The organism is Leifsonia sp. NCR5 (assembly GCF_002105485.1).
Taxonomy (GTDB): domain Bacteria; phylum Actinomycetota; class Actinomycetes; order Actinomycetales; family Microbacteriaceae; genus Leifsonia.
Genome location: NZ_NCSR01000022.1, coordinates 47,012 through 63,614 on the forward strand (window position 1 = coordinate 47,012; position 16,603 = coordinate 63,614).

Consider the following 16,603-nt stretch of genomic DNA (forward strand, 5'->3'; position numbering starts at 1 on the left):
GTCCTCGTCCTCGTCTTCGAAGTCGTCGTCCGTCTCGTCGTCGTCGTCGACGTCGAGCTCGTCGTCCGCCTCGTCATCGTCGTCGCCCGCGTCGGCCTCCGCCGCCGCGATGGCCTCCTGGGACGCCTGGTACTCCGCGAGCCGCTCCGACCACGGCACCCAGTCCGGCGCCAGCAGGGCGCGCTCGCCCGGCATCAGCTCCGCCTCGAGCACGCTCGGCGCAGACGCGTCGTCGATGCGCGACAGCGTGACCGTCCAGTGCCAGCCCGGATACCCGGACATGGTGCACTCGAACAGCAGGGAGAGCACGTGCTCCCCCTCCACGATGTGGCCGGCGGGCGCGCCGATGGTGGCCGCCGGCGTGATCTCCTTCAGCGCATCCAGTGCCTGGGCGACGGATGCGAGGAGCACGTCGTCCGGGACGGTCCAGACGGGAGCGTCCTCGACCGGCGCCGACGCGGCCTCCGAAGACTCGGTGGTCGCGTCGACGTCCGTCTCGTTCTCGGTGTCAGGCATCCAGGTCGTCCGCAACCCGGCGCAGCACGGCGGCGATCTTCGCGCCGTGCGCCTTGTCCGGGTACTTGCCCCGCTTGAGGTTCGCGCCGATGCCGTCGAGCAGCTTCACGAGGTCTTCGACGATGATCGCCATGTCGTCCGCGGACTTGCGGCTCATCTTCACGAGGCTGGGCGGGGCGTCGAGGACGCGCACCGACAGTGCCTGGGCGCCGCGCTTGCCGTCGGCGATGCCGAACTCGAGGCGGGTTCCCGCTTTCACGACGGCACCTGCCGGCAGGGCGGAGGCGTGCAGGAAGACTTCTTGGCCGTCATCGGAGCTGATGAAGCCGAAGCCTTTCTCGTCGTCGTAGAACTTGACCTTGCCGGTTGGCATGGGAACCTCATTTCACATGGGGGATCGTATGACCAACCTCAATTATCCTTGATTTCGTGACCCAGCAGACCCCACAGGCGGCAAGCCGCCTCCAGCGCATCCTGTCGTACATCATTGCGGCACTCGTGATCATCTCTTTGGTCTGCATCGCAGCCGTCCTGATCGGCTCCGCTCTCGGCGGAATGCCGGAGCAGGGTTCGGGCCAGGGCATCTGGCCCGTGGTGTTCGTCCTGCCGATGATCGGCCTGTCCGTCTCGTTCGTGCTGGTGATCGTGCTCATCGTCATCACCGGGCGTCAGCGCAGCAAAGCGGCGAAGGCTGCAACCCGCACGGACAAGCGGTAGGCCGGCGGACGGCAGGGCTGGACCAGCGCCCATGACGAACACGCTCGCCCTGGCAGCACGCCTGCGGGCGATGCCGGACGAGTCCATCGTCCGCGTCCTGCGCGAGCGGACCATCCGCCGCGCGGGCGTCTCCGACTTCTTCGACCTCGCAGACGCCCTCCTCGACCGGGACTCCGTGCAGCGCGCGCTGTCCGGGCTCGACCGCACGAGGCTGGCCGTCCTGGTGACGCTCGGTCGCGCATCCACCCCGTTGGATGCGTCCCAGGTCGCTGCAGCGCTGTCCGGCGCAGCCGCCACCCCCGGCATCGACGTCGATGCCGCCCAGGAGGCGCTGGACGCCGTCTCCGGCCTCATCCTCGCCCATCCGGACTCCGGCGCGTTCTCGGCGTACGAGGCCGTCACGGCGCAACTGGCCGCCTGGCCCGGCCTCGGCCTGCCGTCACCGGATGCGCTCCTCGCCGAGCCGGCGCCGCCCGCGCTGGCCGCCGTCCCGGACACCGAGCGCCGGTTCACGGACCGGCTGGCCGCCGAGCGCGCCTTCGACGCCGTCACCGCCGTCTCCGAGCTGATCGCCGAACTCTTCCGCGAGGGCGCGCGCGAGCTGCAGAAGGGCGGCCTCGCTCTGCCGGCGAGCAAGCGCATCGCCGGGGCCCTGGCCGTGGACGTGTCCGTGGTCCCCACCGTGTTCTCCGTCGCATCCCGTGCGGGCCTCGTCGCGCTGGAGGACGCCGTCTGGCTGCCGACGGAGGCAGCCACCGACTGGCAGCACTCCCCCACCGCCGACCGCTGGCGCGCCCTCGCCGCCGCCTGGCAGGATGCCCTGCCCGACGACCTGCGCCGCATCCTCTCCGGACGCAGCAGGGCGGCCTGGGGCGAGAGCCTGCGCGAGTACGTCGCCTGGCTGTACCCCGCCGGCCGCGAGCTGGCCGAGGAGCGGGTCGCCGCGTACACGCGCGACGCGGAATGGCTCGGCGTGACGGCGCACCAGGCGCCGAGCACCGCCGGTTGCGCTCTGGTCGAGGACGGCCCGGATGCCGCGGCCGACACCGTGCGCGAGCTGTTCCCCGCCGAGGTGGACAAGGTCTACCTGCAGCACGACCTCACCATCGTCGCCCCCGGCCCGCTCGAACCGGCGATCGACGGACGGCTGCGCGGCATGGCCGACGTCGAGAGCAGGGCGCTCGCATCCACGTTCCGGGTGTCGGCCGCCACCATCGACCGCGCGATCACCGCGGGTGAGACGGCGGAGAGCATCCACGCGTTCCTCGCGGAGATTTCGCTGACCGGGGTGCCCCAGCCGCTCGACTACCTGGTGCGGGATGCGGCCGAACGGTACGGCCGCGTGCGCGTGCGCTCCCTCGGCGACGACGGGCGGATGCGGTCGGCGGTGGTCTCGTCCGATGCGACGCTGCTGACCACCATCCAGGTCGACCAGTCGCTCAGCGCGCTCGGGCTCGTCCGGGCGGCGGAGGACAGGCTGGAGAGCCGGTTCGCCCGGGATGTGGTGTTCTGGGCGATCAGCGACGCCCGGTATCCGGTGGCCGCGGAGGACGCGGACGGGAACGTGGAGGCGCTGCGCCGGCAGAGGGTTGCGCATCCCCGGGCCGTCGAGCGCGCCGACCAGGAGGCGGCACTCGTCGCCCGCCTGCGCGAGGCGGACGACACCGCCGACGAGAGTACGGGAGAGCAGTGGCTGACCCGGCAGCTCGACCTGGCCATCCGGGGCAGGCAACTGGTGGTGGTCGAGGTGACGATGCCCGACGGCCGCGTGGTGGACTACCTGCTGGAGCCGACCGGCGTGGGCGGCGGGCGCCTCCGCGGCCGCGACCGCGCCGCGGACATCGAGCGCACGCTCCCCCTCTCCAGCGTCACCGGCCTCCGCCCCGCAGACTGACCCAGCTGGGAAGGGCGCAAGGAAAGCGGGCGTAGACTCAGCGGTTATGTCAGATGGCCCCCTGATCGTCCAGAGCGACCGCACCGTCCTGCTGGAGGTCGCGCATCCATCGGCCGAAGACGCACGGCACGACCTCGCCGTGTTCGCTGAGCTGGAACGCGCACCCGAGCACATCCACACGTACCGGATCACCCGCCTCGGGCTGTGGAACGCCCGCGCGGCCGGGCACACGGCAGAGGACATGCTCGGCACGCTGGAGCGGTACTCGAAGTTCCCCATCCCGCAGACCGTGTCCGTCGACATGGCGGAGACCGTCGCACGCTACGGCAGGCTCGTGATCGAGCGCGACGACGACGGCGTGCTGCTGCTGCGCTCCACCGACCTGCCGGTGCTCACCGAGGTGGCCGGGGCGAAGCGGATCGCGCCGCTGCTGCTCGAACGACGCGATGCAGACACCTTCGTGGTCGAGGCGTGGGCGCGCGGCCAGCTCAAGCAGGAGCTGGTGAAGCTCGGCTGGCCGGCAGAGGACCTCGCCGGATACACGCCGGGCACCCCGCATCCGATCGACCTGCTGGAGGACGGCTGGAAGCTGCGCGACTACCAGCACAAGGCGGTCGACAACTTTTTCGACGGCGGGTCCGGCGTGGTCGTGCTGCCCTGCGGCGCAGGCAAGACCCTCGTCGGCGCCGGCGCGATGGCGACCGCGAAGACCACGACGCTCATCCTGGTCACCAACACCGTCTCCGCCCGCCAGTGGCGCGACGAACTGCTCAAGCGCACCACGCTGACCGCCGAAGAGATCGGCGAATACTCGGGTCAGGTGAAAGAGGTCAAGCCGGTCACCATCGCCACCTACCAGATCCTCACGGCCAAGCGGAAAGGCGAGTACGCGCACCTCGCGCTGCTCGACGCGATGGACTGGGGCCTCGTGGTCTACGACGAGGTGCACCTGCTGCCCGCCCCGGTGTTCAAGCTCACCGCCGAACTGCAGGCCCGCCGCCGCCTCGGCCTCACGGCAACGCTGGTGCGCGAGGACGGCAGGGAGGGCGACGTATTCAGCCTCATCGGCCCGAAGCGCTTCGACGCCCCGTGGAAGGAGATCGAGGCCCAGGGCTTCATCTCCCCCGCCGCCTGCTACGAGGTGCGCATCGACCTGCCCGCCTCCGACCGCCTCAGCTACGCCGCTGCCGCCGACGACGAGCGCTACCGCCTCGCGGCCACGGCCCCCGCCAAACTGGATGTGGTGCGCCAGCTGGTCGAGCGCCACAAGGGCGAGCGCATCCTAGTCATCGGCCAGTACCTCGACCAGATCGACGAGCTGGCGGAGGCCCTGGATGCTCCGTCGCTCACGGGCGCGACCCCAGTGGACGAGCGCGAACGGCTCTACCAGGAGTTCCGCGAGGGCACGACGGAGGTGCTGGTGGTGAGCAAGGTCGCCAACTTCTCGGTCGACCTGCCCGAGGCGACGGTCGCCATCCAGGTGTCAGGCTCCTACGGCTCCCGCCAGGAGGAGGCGCAGCGCCTCGGACGGCTGCTGCGGCCGAAGGAGTCCGGCCTCTCCGCCAACTTCTACACGCTGGTGTCGCGCGACACAGTCGACCAGGACTTCGCACAGAATCGGCAGCGGTTCCTGGCGGAGCAGGGGTACTCGTACACGATCCTGGATGCGCACGCGCTGGCGGCGTAGGCGGGGGTAGCCGGGTGCAGGGGCGGTAGGGCGGCTCACGCCAGCACCCGCTCCGCGGTCCCCCGCGCCCCCGCATCCCGCGGGTCGTCGCGCAGCATGATCAGCGCCTTCCACAGCGCCCACCCTTTCCCGCGCGCCCACATCGCGTCGTCCACGCCGAGCACGCGGCGGTACGCATCCCTCGCCTCGCCATCCAGCGTCGTCCACGCCAGCGCCAGGTCGCACGCCGGGTCACCGACACCCGAGGTGCCGAAGTCGATCACCGCTGCCAGCGCGCCGTCGTGCATCAGCAGGTTGCCGAGCGCGATGTCGCCGTGGAACCACACCGGGTCGCCGTGCCAGGTCGCGTCCGCCGCCTCGGCCCAGACGCGGGTGGCTGCCGCCACGTCGATCGGATCGCCCGCGGCGGCGAGCGCTGCGATGGCCGCCCGCGTCTCGTCGCCGTAGACCGACGGAGAGTCGCCGCGGAAGAAGTTGTGGCGTCCCGGGCGCGGTGCCCCGTCGGTCGGGCACGACCGCAGCGCCACCAGGAACGACCCGACCGCCTCCGCGAATGCCACCGGGTGGCCGATGCCGTCGAGCGCCGCCGGGCGTCCGTCGAGCCAGCGGTAGACCGACCACGGGTACGGGTAGCCGAAGTCCGGGTCGCCCGCAGCGACCGGCACCGGGATGGGCAGCGGCAGCAGGGGCGCGAGGCGCGGGAGCCACTGCTGCTCCTTGGCCACCTGCTCTGCATACCACGGGCCGCTCGGCAACCGGATGCTCAGCGCATCCCCCAGCCTGAAGGTGCGGTTGTCCCAGCCGTCCAGCTCCACCGGCCGGATGGGCAGGGCGGCCCACGCGGGAAACTGGCTGTCGATCAGCCGCCGCGCGAGGGCGGCGTCCACGACAGGCGGCTCAGCGGCGGGCTGCTCAGCGGCGGGCTGCTCAGCGCCTGGCGGCTCAGCGCCTGACATAGCGCAGCAGGAGCGTGTCGCCGGAGACGAGCGTGTGGGCGAGCTTCAGCCCGACCGGCACGATCGGCGACGCCCCGGAGGCGATGCGGGTCGCCACTCCCGCCTCCAGCCGCGGGCTGATCGTGAGGCACAGCTCGTCCAGCTCGCCGGACGCGATCAGGTCGCCGAACAGGTGCGGGCCGCCCTCGCAGTGGATGCGGCCGAGGCCGCGCTCCGCGAGCACCCGCACCAGCGCATCCACCTCGACGCGCTGGCGGCCGCAGACCACTACGTCCGCCACCTCCGACAGCGCTTCGCGGGTGTCGTGCCTGGCGATCTCGGTGGTGAGCACGATGGGGCGCACCGGCGCATCCTGGAAGATCGGGCTGGCCGGGTCGAGGTCGAGGCTCGCCGAGACGATGGCGAAGACCGGATGCGCGCTCAGCCCGTGCGCAACGCGCCAGCGCTCGGAGACCGCGCCCACCCGCATCGCCGCGTATCCCTCCGCCCGCACGGTGCCCGCTCCGACGACCACCACGTCACAGAGTCGGCGCAGGATACCGAAAACGCGCTTGTCCGCCTCGTCGGAGAGCCCGCCGGACAGGCCCTGGTGCGTCGCGGCGCCGTCCACGCTGCTGACGAAGTTGACGCGCAGCCACGGCTCGTCGCCGACACCATCGCTGTAGAGGGCGGCGAGGTCGTCGTCTCCGAGTCCTTCCGCCGCGGGCAGCGGATAGACCTTGGCGATGGCTGCGTCACTCATTCACGTCTCCCATGTTGTGCGTCAGGTATGCGGGCTCGCGCAGCCCGAGGATGGCCTCCGTCATGCGCGCAGCGGCGACGGAGGCGGCCACGTCGTGCATCCGGATGATCCTGGCTCCGTTGACCATGGAGACGACCGCGGCGGCGAGGGAGCCCTCCAGGCGGGCCTCGCGCGGCGCATCCAGGGTCTCCCCGATGAAGTCCTTGTTGGAGACGGCGGCGAGGGTCGGATATCCGAGGTCGGCGATCTCGCTGAGCCTCCTGGTGAGCTCCAGCGAGTGCAGCGTGTTCTTGTTGAGGTCGTGCCCCGGATCGACGATGATCCGCTCCTCCGGGATGCCCGCGGCGAGCGCGACCTCCACCCTGCCGAGCAGGAAGGCGGCGACCTCGGCGGCGATGTCGTCGTAGTGCGGCCGCGGGTAGAACGTGCGCGGCGCGGCGAGACTGTGCGTGATGACCAGCGTGGCGTCGCTGTCCGCGACCACGGACACCAGGCGGGGGTCGCTGAGGCCGGTCGTGTCGTTCACGACGGTCGCGCCGGCTGCGATGGCGCGACGGGCGACCTCGGCGTGGAAGGTGTCCACGGAGATGACCACGTCCGACCCCGCCCGCAGCTCGGCTACCACCGGCACCACCCTGTCGGCCTCCGCCTCCACCGGGATGGGGTCGCCAGGCGCGAACGGGACGCCGCCGATGTCCACCCAATCCGCGCCGAGCTCGACGGCGCGGAAGCTGGCCTGCACAGCCTTGTCGAGGGCAAACGTCCTCCCCCGGTCGAAGAACGAGTCCGGGGTGCGATTGACGACGGCCATCACCGCGACGCGGCGGGAGAAGTCGAAGGTGCGGGCGCCGATGGTGCGGACGGGGATGCGGAGCGGGGGCAGATACATCTCAGAGCGTGGCAAGGTCCACGCTCTCGTCGGTGAGGCGTGCGGCGTCGACGCGCTCGCCGGAGCGGATCAGGCGCTGCACCTGGTCGTTCACATCCCAGACGTTGACGTTCATCCCGGCCACCACGCGGTCGTTGCGCAGCCAGAACGCGACGAACTCGCGCCTGTCGACGTCTCCGCGGTAGACGACCCTGGCGTCGGCGGCCAGCGGGCCGTATCCCGAATACTCCATCCCCAGATCGTATTGGTCGGAGTAGAAGTACGGGATGTCGTCGTAGCTCGCCGCCTCGCCGAGCACGCTGCGCGCCGCCACGGTGCCGCCGGCGATGGCGTTCGCCCAGTGCTCGTTCCGGAGGTGCCGGCCGATGACGGGGAGGAACGGGTTGGCCACGTCACCGGCCGCGAAGACGTCCTCCGCCGCCGTGCGCATCCCCTGGTCGACCGGGATGCCGTTGTCGACGGTGAGGCCGGACCGCTCGGCGATGGCGGTGTTGGGCACCGCGCCGACGCCGACGACCACCAGGTCGGCCGGGATGCGCTCCCCGGTGCCGGTGACCACCTCGCGGAGGCCGTCGTCGGCGCCGTCGATCGCGACCACCGATGCCGCGTTGCGGAACGAGACACCATTGTCGGTGTGCAGCCGCTCGAACACGCGGCCGAGCTCGGCCCCGATCGCGGAACTGAGCGGCACGGCGGAGCTGCCGACCACCGTCACGTCGTTCCCGTACCCGCGCGCCGCCGCGGCGACCTCCAGGCCGATCCAGCCGGAGCCGACGATCACCACGCGGCGGCCTCCCACCTCGAGCGCGGAGCGCAGCCACTCGCTGTCCTCGACCGTCCGCAGCGTGAACACCGCCCCGTGCCCTGCACCGGGCACGCTCAGCCTCCGCGGGCTCGCACCGGTCGCGATCACCAGGCTGTCGAACGTGATCCTCGCCCCTCCGTCGAGGAACAGCTCGTGCGCAGCCGCATCGAACGAGTTCGCGGTGGTCTCCGGCAGGAACTCGACGTCGTTCTCCGCGTACCACCCCTCCGGATGCACGTCCCCCGCCGAGCGTTCCGCCTCGCCCTTCAGGTACTCCTTCGACAGCGGCGGCCGGATGTACGGGTGGTGCTCCTCCGCGCCGAACAGCAGGATGCGGCCGTCGAATCCACGCTCGCGCAACTCGGTGGCGACGGTGGCTCCTGCCAGTCCTGCTCCGGCGATGACGACGGTGGGCTTCGACATGGGGATCCTCCTCGCGACGGCTGCTCCCAGCATCCACTGTTCCCTCGGCACCCGCCAGACCCTCACACCAATCCCACACCGAGCGCTCACAGGCAGGATTCAGCCAACGCGCAGATACTAGGAGCCATGAACGCCGGACCTCGCATCCTGATCGTCGACGACGAGCCCAACATCCGCGACCTGCTCACCACCAGCCTCCGCTTCGCAGGGTTCGCCGTGCGCGCGGTCGGCAACGGCGCGCAGGCCATCTCCGCGGTCCTCGAAGAGGAACCAGACCTCATCATCCTCGACGTGATGCTCCCCGACATGAACGGCTTCGGCGTCACCAAGCGCCTCCGCGGCGCCGGGTACACCGCGCCCATCCTGTTCCTGACGGCCAAGGACGACACGGAAGACAAGATCACCGGCCTCACGGTCGGCGGCGACGACTACGTCACCAAGCCGTTCAGCCTCGACGAGATCGTCGCCCGCATCAAGGCCATCCTGCGCCGCACGATGCAGGCGGACGAAGACGCGGTCATCCGCGCCGGCGAGCTGACGATGGACCAGGACACCCACGAGGTGTTCGTCGGCGACACCGCCATCGAGCTCAGCCCCACCGAGTTCAAGCTGCTGCGCTACCTCATGCTCAACCCCAACCGTGTGCTGTCGAAGGCGCAGATCCTCGACCACGTCTGGGAGTACGACTTCAACGGCGACGCCGGCATCGTCGAGTCCTACATCTCCTACCTGCGCCGCAAGGTGGATGCGCACTCCAGCGAGCCGCTCATCCAGACCAAGCGCGGGTTCGGCTACATGCTGAAGGCCGCAAAGGTCTGACCAGGCTCCTCCACATGCCTGGCACAGCTTCGGCTGCGTAAACTGGCGGCCTCATGCACACACGCTTACTCGATCGATGGAACGCGATCTCCCTGCGCACCAAGATCACCGGCGTGACCGTGCTGATGCTGACCCTCGGCCTGCTCGTGACGGGCATCGGCACCATGTCGATGCTGAAGCCCGTGCTGCTCGACCAGCTGGATGCGCAGCTGTCCGCCGCGTCGGGCGGCAGCTACCTCAACACCTACCTCTACGGCACCTCGGCCGACAGCGAGAAGATCGCGACGGACGCCAGCCCGTCCGACTACTTCGCCGCGCTCTACGACGCGGACGGCAACCTGGTGAGGACCAACTGGTCCAACATCCCGGAGGCCCACCGGCCCGCCGTCCCCAAGTCGCTGACGGTGCCGGAGAGCAAGCTCCTCCCCTCCGGCGGCTACCCGCTGCTCAGTAACGACGGCCACACCGCATACCGCGCGCTGGCCACGACGGTCACGCTGACCAACCCGCCCGGCGCGCTCGGCACGGCCATCGTCGCGACCACCACCTCGCAGATCGACACCGTGATGGCGAGCTTCCTCGCGATCTTCCTCGGCTTCGGCGTGATCGTCATCATCGTCGGCGCCGGTCTCACCCGGATGCTCGTGACCACGACGTTCTCCCCGCTGCGGGAGGTGGAGCAGACGGCGGCGGCCATCGCGGACGGCGACTTCAGCCAGCGCCTCGGCGGCGCCACCCCCAACACCGAGGTCGGCCGCCTCAACCGCTCCCTCAACACGATGCTGAACCGCATCGACCGCGCGTTCAACGACCGCGCGAGGACCATCGAGCAGATGCGCCGGTTCGTCGGGGACGCCAGCCACGAGCTGCGCACCCCGCTCGTCTCCGTGCGCGGCTACGCCGAGCTGTACCGGATGGGCGCCCTGCAGACCCCGGAGGACGTCGCGCAGGCGATGGACAGGATCGAGAAGGAGGCCATCCGGATGGGCGGCCTCGTGGAAGACCTGCTCGAACTCGCCCGCCTCGACGAGACCAAGCCGCTCGACCTGCATCCCGTCGACCTGGTGCGCATCGCCCAGGACGCCGCAATGGATGCGATGGCCGGTGCCCCGGGCCGCGTCGTCACCGTCATCACCCCCGACCCGATCGCCGCCCCCGAGTTCGGCCCGGAGGAACCGGGCGTGGACACGGTCCCGATGCCCATCCAGGACCAGGCGGCGCGCGTCAGCAACGCCACGGGACCGATCGCGTTCGCGGGTGCGACACTCGCGCGCCTGCGCCGTGGCCGCTCCCGCCGCCCGGGCAGCACCGAGCCGATGCCGGTCACCACCGCGGAGAAGGTGGTGCTGCACCAGCCCGTCCCCGCCGAGCCCGCCATCGTGCTCGCGGAGGAGAACAAGCTGCGCCAGGTCGTCACCAACCTGATGGGCAACGCGCTCCGCTACACCGCGGAGGGCACCCCGATCGAGATCATGGTGCAGGTGAACCACCTCACCGGCCGCGCGATCCTGGAGGTGCGCGACCACGGCGACGGCATCCCGCCGCAGATCCGCGAGAAGATCTTCCAGCGCTTCTGGCGCGCTGACACCTCCCGCGCCCGCGAGACCGGCGGCAGCGGCCTCGGCCTCGCCATCGTCTCCTCGATCGTCGCCGCCCACCGCGGCACCGTCGAGGTCGTCGAGACGGAGGGCGGCGGCGCCACCTTCCGCGTCTCCCTCCCCCTCGCGGAGACCGCGGCCCCCACCCCGGCCGCCTGAGCCGCCGGCTGGCGGCCGCGCCGCAGCCCGCGAGATACCAGTAACTGCACCGCATCCCGGGCGTTTCGCGACAGTTCGTGGCATCTCGCCGATGGATGCGCCGGGCACGACGGACCCGACGGACACGACGGACCCGACGGACACGACAGAAGAGGGCGCCTCCCGTGCGGGAGACGCCCTCTTCGTGGTGCCGGGTAGGACTTAGAAGTCCATGCCGCCGGTGGGGTCGCCGGCCGGGACCGGGTTCTTCTCCGGCTTGTCGGCGACGACGGCCTCGGTGGTGAGGAACAGTCCGGCGATCGACGCTGCGTTCTGCAGGGCCGAGCGGGTGACCTTCACCGGGTCGTTGATGCCGGTGGCCAGCATGTCGACGTACTCGCCGGTCGCGGCGTTGAGGCCGTGGCCGACCGGGAGGTTGCGGACCTTCTCGACAACGACGCCGGCCTCGAGGCCCGCGTTGATGGCAATCTGCTTGAGCGGAGCCTCGATGGCGACCTTGACGATGTTCGCGCCGGTGGCCTCGTCACCCGTGAGCTCGAGCTTCTCGAAAGCGGTCTTGCCCGCCTGGATGAGGGCGACGCCACCACCGGCGACGATGCCCTCTTCGACGGCTGCCTTCGCGTTGCGGACGGCGTCCTCGATGCGGTGCTTGCGCTCCTTGAGCTCGACCTCGGTCGCGGCTCCGGCCTTGATGACCGCGACACCGCCGGCGAGCTTCGCCAGGCGCTCCTGCAGCTTCTCACGGTCGTAGTCGCTGTCGGTGTTGTCGATCTCGTTGCGGATCTGAGCGACGCGTCCCGCGATGGCCTCGGGGTCGCCCGCGCCCTCGACGATGGTGGTCTCATCCTTGGTGATGACGACCTTGCGTGCCTGACCGAGCAGGTCGAGGGTGACGTTCTCGAGCTTGAGGCCGACCTCCTCGGAGATGACCTGGCCACCGGTGAGGATGGCGATGTCCTGCAGCTGCGCCTTGCGGCGGTCGCCGAAGCCGGGAGCCTTGACGGCGACCGACTTGAAGATGCCGCGGATCTTGTTGACGATCAGCGTGGCCAGGGCCTCGCCGTCGACGTCCTCCGCGATGATCAGGAGCTGCTTGTTGGCCTGGATCACCTTGTCGACGATGGGCAGCAGATCCTTGATGTTGGAGATCTTCTGGTTGGCGATGAGGATGTACGGGTCTTCGAACACCGCCTCCTGGCGGTCCTGGTCGGTGACGAAGTACTGCGACAGGTAGCCCTTGTCGAAGCGCATGCCCTCGGTCAGCTCGAGCTCGGTGCCGAAGGTGTTCGACTCCTCGACGGTGACGACGCCCTCCTTGCCGACCTTGTCGATCGCCTCGGCGATGATGTCGCCGATGGTGGTGTCTCCGGCGGAGATGGATGCGGTCGCAGCGATCTCCTCCTTGGTCTCGACCTCCTTGGCGCTCGCGATGAGCTCCTCGGTGACGGCCTTGACGGCCTTCTCGATGCCACGCTTCAGGGTGATGGGGTCTGCGCCGGCGGCCACGTTGCGGAGGCCTTCCTTGACGAGCGCCTGAGCGAGAACGGTCGCGGTGGTGGTTCCGTCACCGGCGACGTCGTCGGTCTTCTTGGCGACCTCCTTGACGAGCTCCGCGCCGATCTTCTCGAACGGGTCGTCGAGCTCGATCTCCTTCGCGATGGAAACGCCGTCGTTGGTGATCGTGGGGGCGCCCCACTTCTTCTCGAGAACGACGTTGCGGCCACGCGGGCCCAGCGTCACCTTGACGGTGTCGGCCAGGATGTTGAGGCCGCGCTCAAGGCCGCGGCGGGCGTCCTCGTCGAAAGCAATGATCTTTGCCATGGTTGTTTCTCGTCCCTCCCGGACGTCTGCGAAAGATGCGAACGGTTAGCACTCGATCAGATGGAGTGCTAAAGCAATTCTGGCACTCGGGGCAGCCGAGTGCAAGGTGAGTCCGCCGACAGCAGACACGGAGAGAGGAGTTAAACAGGAGAGCGCCGCCCCTTGAGGGACGACGCTCCGCCAGGTTGGTTGCTGCGTGCTACGCCGGACGCACCGACTCAGCCTGCGGGCCCTTCTGTCCGCTGCCGACTTCGAACACGACCTGCTGACCCTCTTCGAGGACCTTGTAGCCGTTCATGTCAATGGCGGAGTAGTGGACGAACACGTCCTGTCCCCCGTCGTCGACGGTGATGAATCCGTAGCCCTTTTCAGCGTTGAACCACTTCACGGTTCCGTTCGCCATGCATAACTCCTATTGCTGTGTTTCGTAGCGACGGCCCATCACCGGCGCGTTGAATCCAGATACTAATGCTTTCAATGCACGTAAACACCAGCTATTTCGGCAAAAAGACGGGAAATGACCGGAAACCGTCAGAAGTTAAACACGCCCGAAACAATACGGGACGGACCGAAATCGTCAGCCGGTGAAGTTGCTTCCCAGCACGACTGTGATATCGGCGCCGGTGTCCGCGTAGTCCTGGGTCTCGGCGGTGGTGGCCCCCGGCAGCGCCTGGGCGACGCCGAGCGCCGCCCCCGCGTTCTTCGGGTCGGAGTAGTAGACGACGGTCTGCGTCAGGTCGGTCTTATCCGCGTTGGCGAGCGCGCCCACCTTGATGCCGGCCGCGGTGAGCTTGGTCCCGGCTGCGGCAGCGAGATCCGGAGTCGTGGTGCCGTTGAGCACGTTGACCGTAAGGGCCGGGTCGATCGTCGGCACGATGGTCGGCGTCGGAGACGGCGTCGGCGTCTTGGAGGCCGAGCTGGTGCCCGGCGTGCCGTGGAAGGAGATGCTGCCGTTGACGAGCGAGAGCCCGAAGACTCCAGCGCCGATCAGCACGATGGTGGCGAGCGCCGCCCAGCCGAAGCCGATCCAGCCGCGCCCTTTCGCGCGGGGCGCGCGGTGCGCGCCGACGCGGTTCAGGTCGTCCGGAATCGCGTCGAAACGGTCTTTGGGGTACTTCTCTGCCATCGTGTCGGTGGTCCTCAGTCGTCGGACGCGAGCGTCCGGGAGCTTCTGGCGGCCATTCTCGCCTCGCGCAGTCTGAGCAGGCGCTTGACGAGCATGGGGTCGTGCTGCAGAGCGGCTGGCTGGTCGATCAGCGCACCGAGCAGCTGATAGTACCGCGCCGCCGACAGGCCGAACTCCTCACGGATGGCCTGCTCCTTGGCGCCGGCATGCCGCCACCACTGCCGCTCGAACGCGAGGATCGCGACGTCCCGCTCGCTCAGGCCGTCTGGGCGCTGAATGGATGCCCGGTCGTCTGCCGCGTTCGCCACCATGATCCCTTCATGCCTGTCGGTCGTGCCGCCGCTCCTGCGTTCGCGGTTCATCCTATTTGCGGGTTTCTGTGTGTTGGCCTTTCGGCGCGCGGCGGTTCTCGGGACGAAACAGGGAACAGCCGCGCCCTCTCCTCCGTTTAGTGTGGAGAAACGACGAAAGGAACACGCATGGAGTACGACGTCGCCAAGAGCGAAGACGAGTGGCGTAAGGAGCTCAGCCCGGAGCAGTACGCCGTGCTGCGTGAGGCGGGAACAGAGCGGCCGTGGACGGGCGAACTGCTCGACGAGAGCCGCGCCGGTCTCTACACCTGTGCCGCCTGCGGAGCCGAGCTGTTCAAGTCGGGCACCAAGTTCGACTCCGGATGCGGCTGGCCCAGCTTCTACGAGTCCGTTCGCCCGGACGCCGTGCAGCTGCTCGAGGACAACAGCCTCGGGATGTTGCGCACCGAGGTCCGCTGCGCCACCTGCGGCTCGCACCTCGGACACGTCTTCGACGACGGCTTCGGCACCCCGACCGGCGACCGGTACTGCATGAACTCGCTGTCCCTCAACTTCACCGAGGGCGAGCAGGCGTGACAGACCTGGTCGACGCCGTCGCCTCTCGTCGCTCGTACTCACGGGTGACGGAGGCGGCGCCGACCCACGAGGAGCTGCTCCCCCTGGTGGCGGCGGCCGGCCGGGTCGCCGACCACAGCGCCCTGCACCCGTGGCGCGTGATCGAGCTGCGCGGGGAGGCCCGCGATCGCCTCGGCACCGCCTTCGCGAAGGACGCACGCGTCTCGGGCAAAGACGCGGAGAAGCTCGTCGCGAAGACGCACCGCGCCTCGCTGCTGCTCGCGATCGTCGCTGTGCGCAGCACAAGTGGCAAGGTGCCGGGCTGGGAACAGGACGCCGTGGCATCCGGCGTCGCGCACATCCTGAGCCTGCTGCTGCACGATGCGGGCTGGGGCGTGATCTGGCGCACCGGCCACCACACCAGGTCGAAGGCCGTCCACGCGATGCACGGCCTGAAGAAGAACGAGCGGCTGCTCGGCTGGCTCTACGTCGGCGGCATCCCGGACGGTTCCAAGGAGAGCCACCGCAAGGCGGTCGACCCCGAGCGCTACCTCACGACGCTTTCGTAGCGTCGCCGCGCCCGGCCGGGCTCCCCCACCGGATGCTCGCCACGGCTACCGCGACGAGCGCCAGCACGGTGCCGCCCACCGTCGACAGCGCCACGGGATGCGCGGCGCTCGGCGCCAGCAGGTCGAGCAGGAGCGCGGTCAGCAGCTGGCCGGCAACGGTGGCGAGACCGAGCACCAGCACGCCGAGCACCCGGACGAGCAGTGCGGCTCCCGCGATGAAGATGCAGCCGATCGCGCCGCCGACGTAGAGCCAGGGCTCCGTCGGCAGCGCTGTCGGCCAGCCGACGATGGACGAGTGGACGACCATCAGCACGAGAAGGACCGTCGTGCCGACGACGAAGTTGATGAACGTGGCCGTCAGTGCGCTCTCCGCGACCACGCGGACCTGCCCGTTCACGGCCTGCTGCCAGCCGATGCCGAGTCCGGCGATCAGCGGGAGCGCCATCATCCAGACCGGGACGCCGCTGCCGAACTGGGACGAGACGGCCCAAGTGACGGCGACGAGGGCGAGCGCGGCCCCGACGACTCGCGCGGGCGTGAGTGCACGCTTGCCGCCTGCGCCGATCCCGATCCTGTCGAGGACGAGGCCGCTCACCGTCTGCCCGGCGACGATGGAGACGGTGAACAGGGCGACGCCGAGCACGGCGGCGGTGAGCCCCTGCGACAGCACGAGGAAGGCGCCGGCCGCTCCTCCGCAGACGTACCACCAGCGCAGCTCCCGGCCGCGCAGGGCGCGCAGCACTCTGCCGAGGCCCCGTCGCCCGGCAGGAGCGACGGCGAGCGCGACGAGCAGGATGAGCAGGCCGGAGCCGAACGAGATGACGGCGGCGGTGAAGCCGTCGCCGATGCGCGCGCCCAGCTCGCCGTTGACGCGCGACTGGAGGGCGACACCCGCTCCACAGACGACGGCGAAGACAATGGCCAGCCACACGGGGAAGGCCCGTCTCCTGTCAGCGTTCACCGATCAAGCCTAGAGGCAGCGGGCTCGTGGGTGCGCGCCTCCACCTCCCGGGAAC

17 protein-coding genes and 1 pseudogene are annotated in these 16,603 nt (G+C 69.8%); 7 read left to right on the forward strand and 11 right to left on the reverse strand.

Annotated elements, in window-relative coordinates; translation table 11 throughout:
- Positions 1-45: 45 nt before the first annotated feature.
- Both B7438_RS20910 and B7438_RS16265 read right to left on the reverse strand, forming a co-directional pair.
- Positions 46-516, reverse strand: a pseudogene (locus tag B7438_RS20910) (DUF3027 domain-containing protein); the annotation flags it as partial.
- A complete protein-coding gene (locus B7438_RS16265) occupies positions 509-889 on the reverse strand; it encodes a cold-shock protein (protein ID WP_085370734.1) in 381 nt (126 codons plus the stop codon). The pseudogene B7438_RS20910 and the gene B7438_RS16265, both read right to left, overlap by 8 nt.
- A gap of 56 nt (positions 890-945) precedes the next feature.
- Here B7438_RS16265 and B7438_RS16270 point away from each other — a divergent pair, with 56 nt between their 5' ends.
- From B7438_RS16270 to B7438_RS16280, 3 genes are read left to right on the forward strand one after another with little or no spacing between them, the layout of a single operon-like run.
- On the forward strand, positions 946-1,233 hold the full coding sequence (locus tag B7438_RS16270; RefSeq protein ID WP_085370735.1) for a hypothetical protein: 288 nt from the start codon (positions 946-948) through the stop codon (positions 1,231-1,233).
- Positions 1,234-1,264: 31 nt separating this feature from the next.
- Entirely contained in the window at positions 1,265-3,127 is a 1,863-nt protein-coding gene (locus B7438_RS16275) for a helicase-associated domain-containing protein (protein ID WP_085370736.1), read from the forward strand.
- A 46-nt stretch (positions 3,128-3,173) separates the two neighbouring features.
- Positions 3,174-4,814, forward strand: a complete 1,641-nt coding sequence (locus B7438_RS16280; RefSeq protein WP_085370737.1) for a DNA repair helicase XPB — start codon at positions 3,174-3,176, stop codon at positions 4,812-4,814.
- Between the two features lie 35 nt (positions 4,815-4,849).
- Here the strand turns inward: B7438_RS16280 and B7438_RS16285 are convergent, their stop codons facing one another.
- From B7438_RS16285 to B7438_RS16300, 4 genes are read right to left on the reverse strand one after another with little or no spacing between them, the layout of a single operon-like run.
- Entirely contained in the window at positions 4,850-5,770 is a 921-nt protein-coding gene (locus B7438_RS16285; RefSeq protein WP_085370738.1) for an aminoglycoside phosphotransferase family protein, read from the reverse strand.
- On the reverse strand, positions 5,757-6,512 hold the full coding sequence (locus tag B7438_RS16290) for a pyrimidine reductase family protein (protein ID WP_085370739.1): 756 nt from the start codon (positions 6,510-6,512) through the stop codon (positions 5,757-5,759). The genes B7438_RS16285 and B7438_RS16290 overlap by 14 nt, the downstream gene beginning before the upstream one ends.
- A complete protein-coding gene (gene folP / locus B7438_RS16295; protein WP_085370740.1) occupies positions 6,505-7,401 on the reverse strand; it encodes a dihydropteroate synthase in 897 nt (298 codons plus the stop codon). The genes B7438_RS16290 and folP overlap by 8 nt, the downstream gene beginning before the upstream one ends.
- Position 7,402: 1 nt before the next feature.
- Positions 7,403-8,629, reverse strand: a complete 1,227-nt coding sequence (locus tag B7438_RS16300) for an NAD(P)/FAD-dependent oxidoreductase (protein WP_085370741.1) — start codon at positions 8,627-8,629, stop codon at positions 7,403-7,405.
- A gap of 126 nt (positions 8,630-8,755) precedes the next feature.
- Here B7438_RS16300 and B7438_RS16305 point away from each other — a divergent pair, with 126 nt between their 5' ends.
- The gene (locus B7438_RS16305) at positions 8,756-9,448 is read left to right on the forward strand and encodes a response regulator transcription factor (RefSeq protein WP_055895214.1); all 693 of its coding nucleotides are present in this window, start codon (positions 8,756-8,758) and stop codon (positions 9,446-9,448) included.
- Between the two features lie 53 nt (positions 9,449-9,501).
- Positions 9,502-11,205, forward strand: coding sequence for a cell wall metabolism sensor histidine kinase WalK (locus B7438_RS16310; protein ID WP_085370742.1), 1,704 nt, complete (start codon positions 9,502-9,504; stop codon positions 11,203-11,205).
- A gap of 201 nt (positions 11,206-11,406) precedes the next feature.
- Here B7438_RS16310 and groL read toward each other — a convergent pair whose 3' ends face one another.
- The 4 genes from groL to B7438_RS16330 all read right to left on the reverse strand — a co-directional run bounded on the left by groL (position 11,407) and on the right by B7438_RS16330 (position 14,463).
- Complete coding sequence (groL, locus tag B7438_RS16315) at positions 11,407-13,026, reverse strand: chaperonin GroEL (protein WP_085370743.1); 1,620 nt, start codon at positions 13,024-13,026, stop codon at positions 11,407-11,409.
- Positions 13,027-13,225: 199 nt separating this feature from the next.
- Positions 13,226-13,429 (reverse strand): cold-shock protein, encoded by a 204-nt coding sequence (locus B7438_RS16320; RefSeq protein ID WP_055895205.1) that lies wholly within the window; start codon positions 13,427-13,429, stop codon positions 13,226-13,228.
- A gap of 174 nt (positions 13,430-13,603) precedes the next feature.
- Positions 13,604-14,152, reverse strand: coding sequence for a LytR C-terminal domain-containing protein (locus B7438_RS16325; protein ID WP_085370744.1), 549 nt, complete (start codon positions 14,150-14,152; stop codon positions 13,604-13,606).
- A 14-nt stretch (positions 14,153-14,166) separates the two neighbouring features.
- Complete coding sequence (locus tag B7438_RS16330) at positions 14,167-14,463, reverse strand: DUF3263 domain-containing protein (protein ID WP_143466008.1); 297 nt, start codon at positions 14,461-14,463, stop codon at positions 14,167-14,169.
- A gap of 168 nt (positions 14,464-14,631) precedes the next feature.
- Between B7438_RS16330 and msrB the strand changes: the two genes are divergently transcribed.
- The gene (msrB, locus tag B7438_RS16335; RefSeq protein WP_085370745.1) at positions 14,632-15,039 is read left to right on the forward strand and encodes a peptide-methionine (R)-S-oxide reductase MsrB; all 408 of its coding nucleotides are present in this window, start codon (positions 14,632-14,634) and stop codon (positions 15,037-15,039) included.
- Positions 15,036-15,587: a nitroreductase family protein gene (locus B7438_RS16340; RefSeq protein WP_085370746.1), complete on the forward strand. Its 552-nt coding sequence runs from the start codon at positions 15,036-15,038 to the stop codon at positions 15,585-15,587. The genes msrB and B7438_RS16340 overlap by 4 nt, the downstream gene beginning before the upstream one ends.
- On the opposite strand, the gene B7438_RS16345 is transcribed toward B7438_RS16340, so the two are convergent.
- Positions 15,571-16,548, reverse strand: coding sequence for a DMT family transporter (locus B7438_RS16345; RefSeq protein ID WP_085370747.1), 978 nt, complete (start codon positions 16,546-16,548; stop codon positions 15,571-15,573). The genes B7438_RS16340 and B7438_RS16345 overlap by 17 nt on opposite strands.
- Positions 16,549-16,603: the final 55 nt, after the last annotated feature.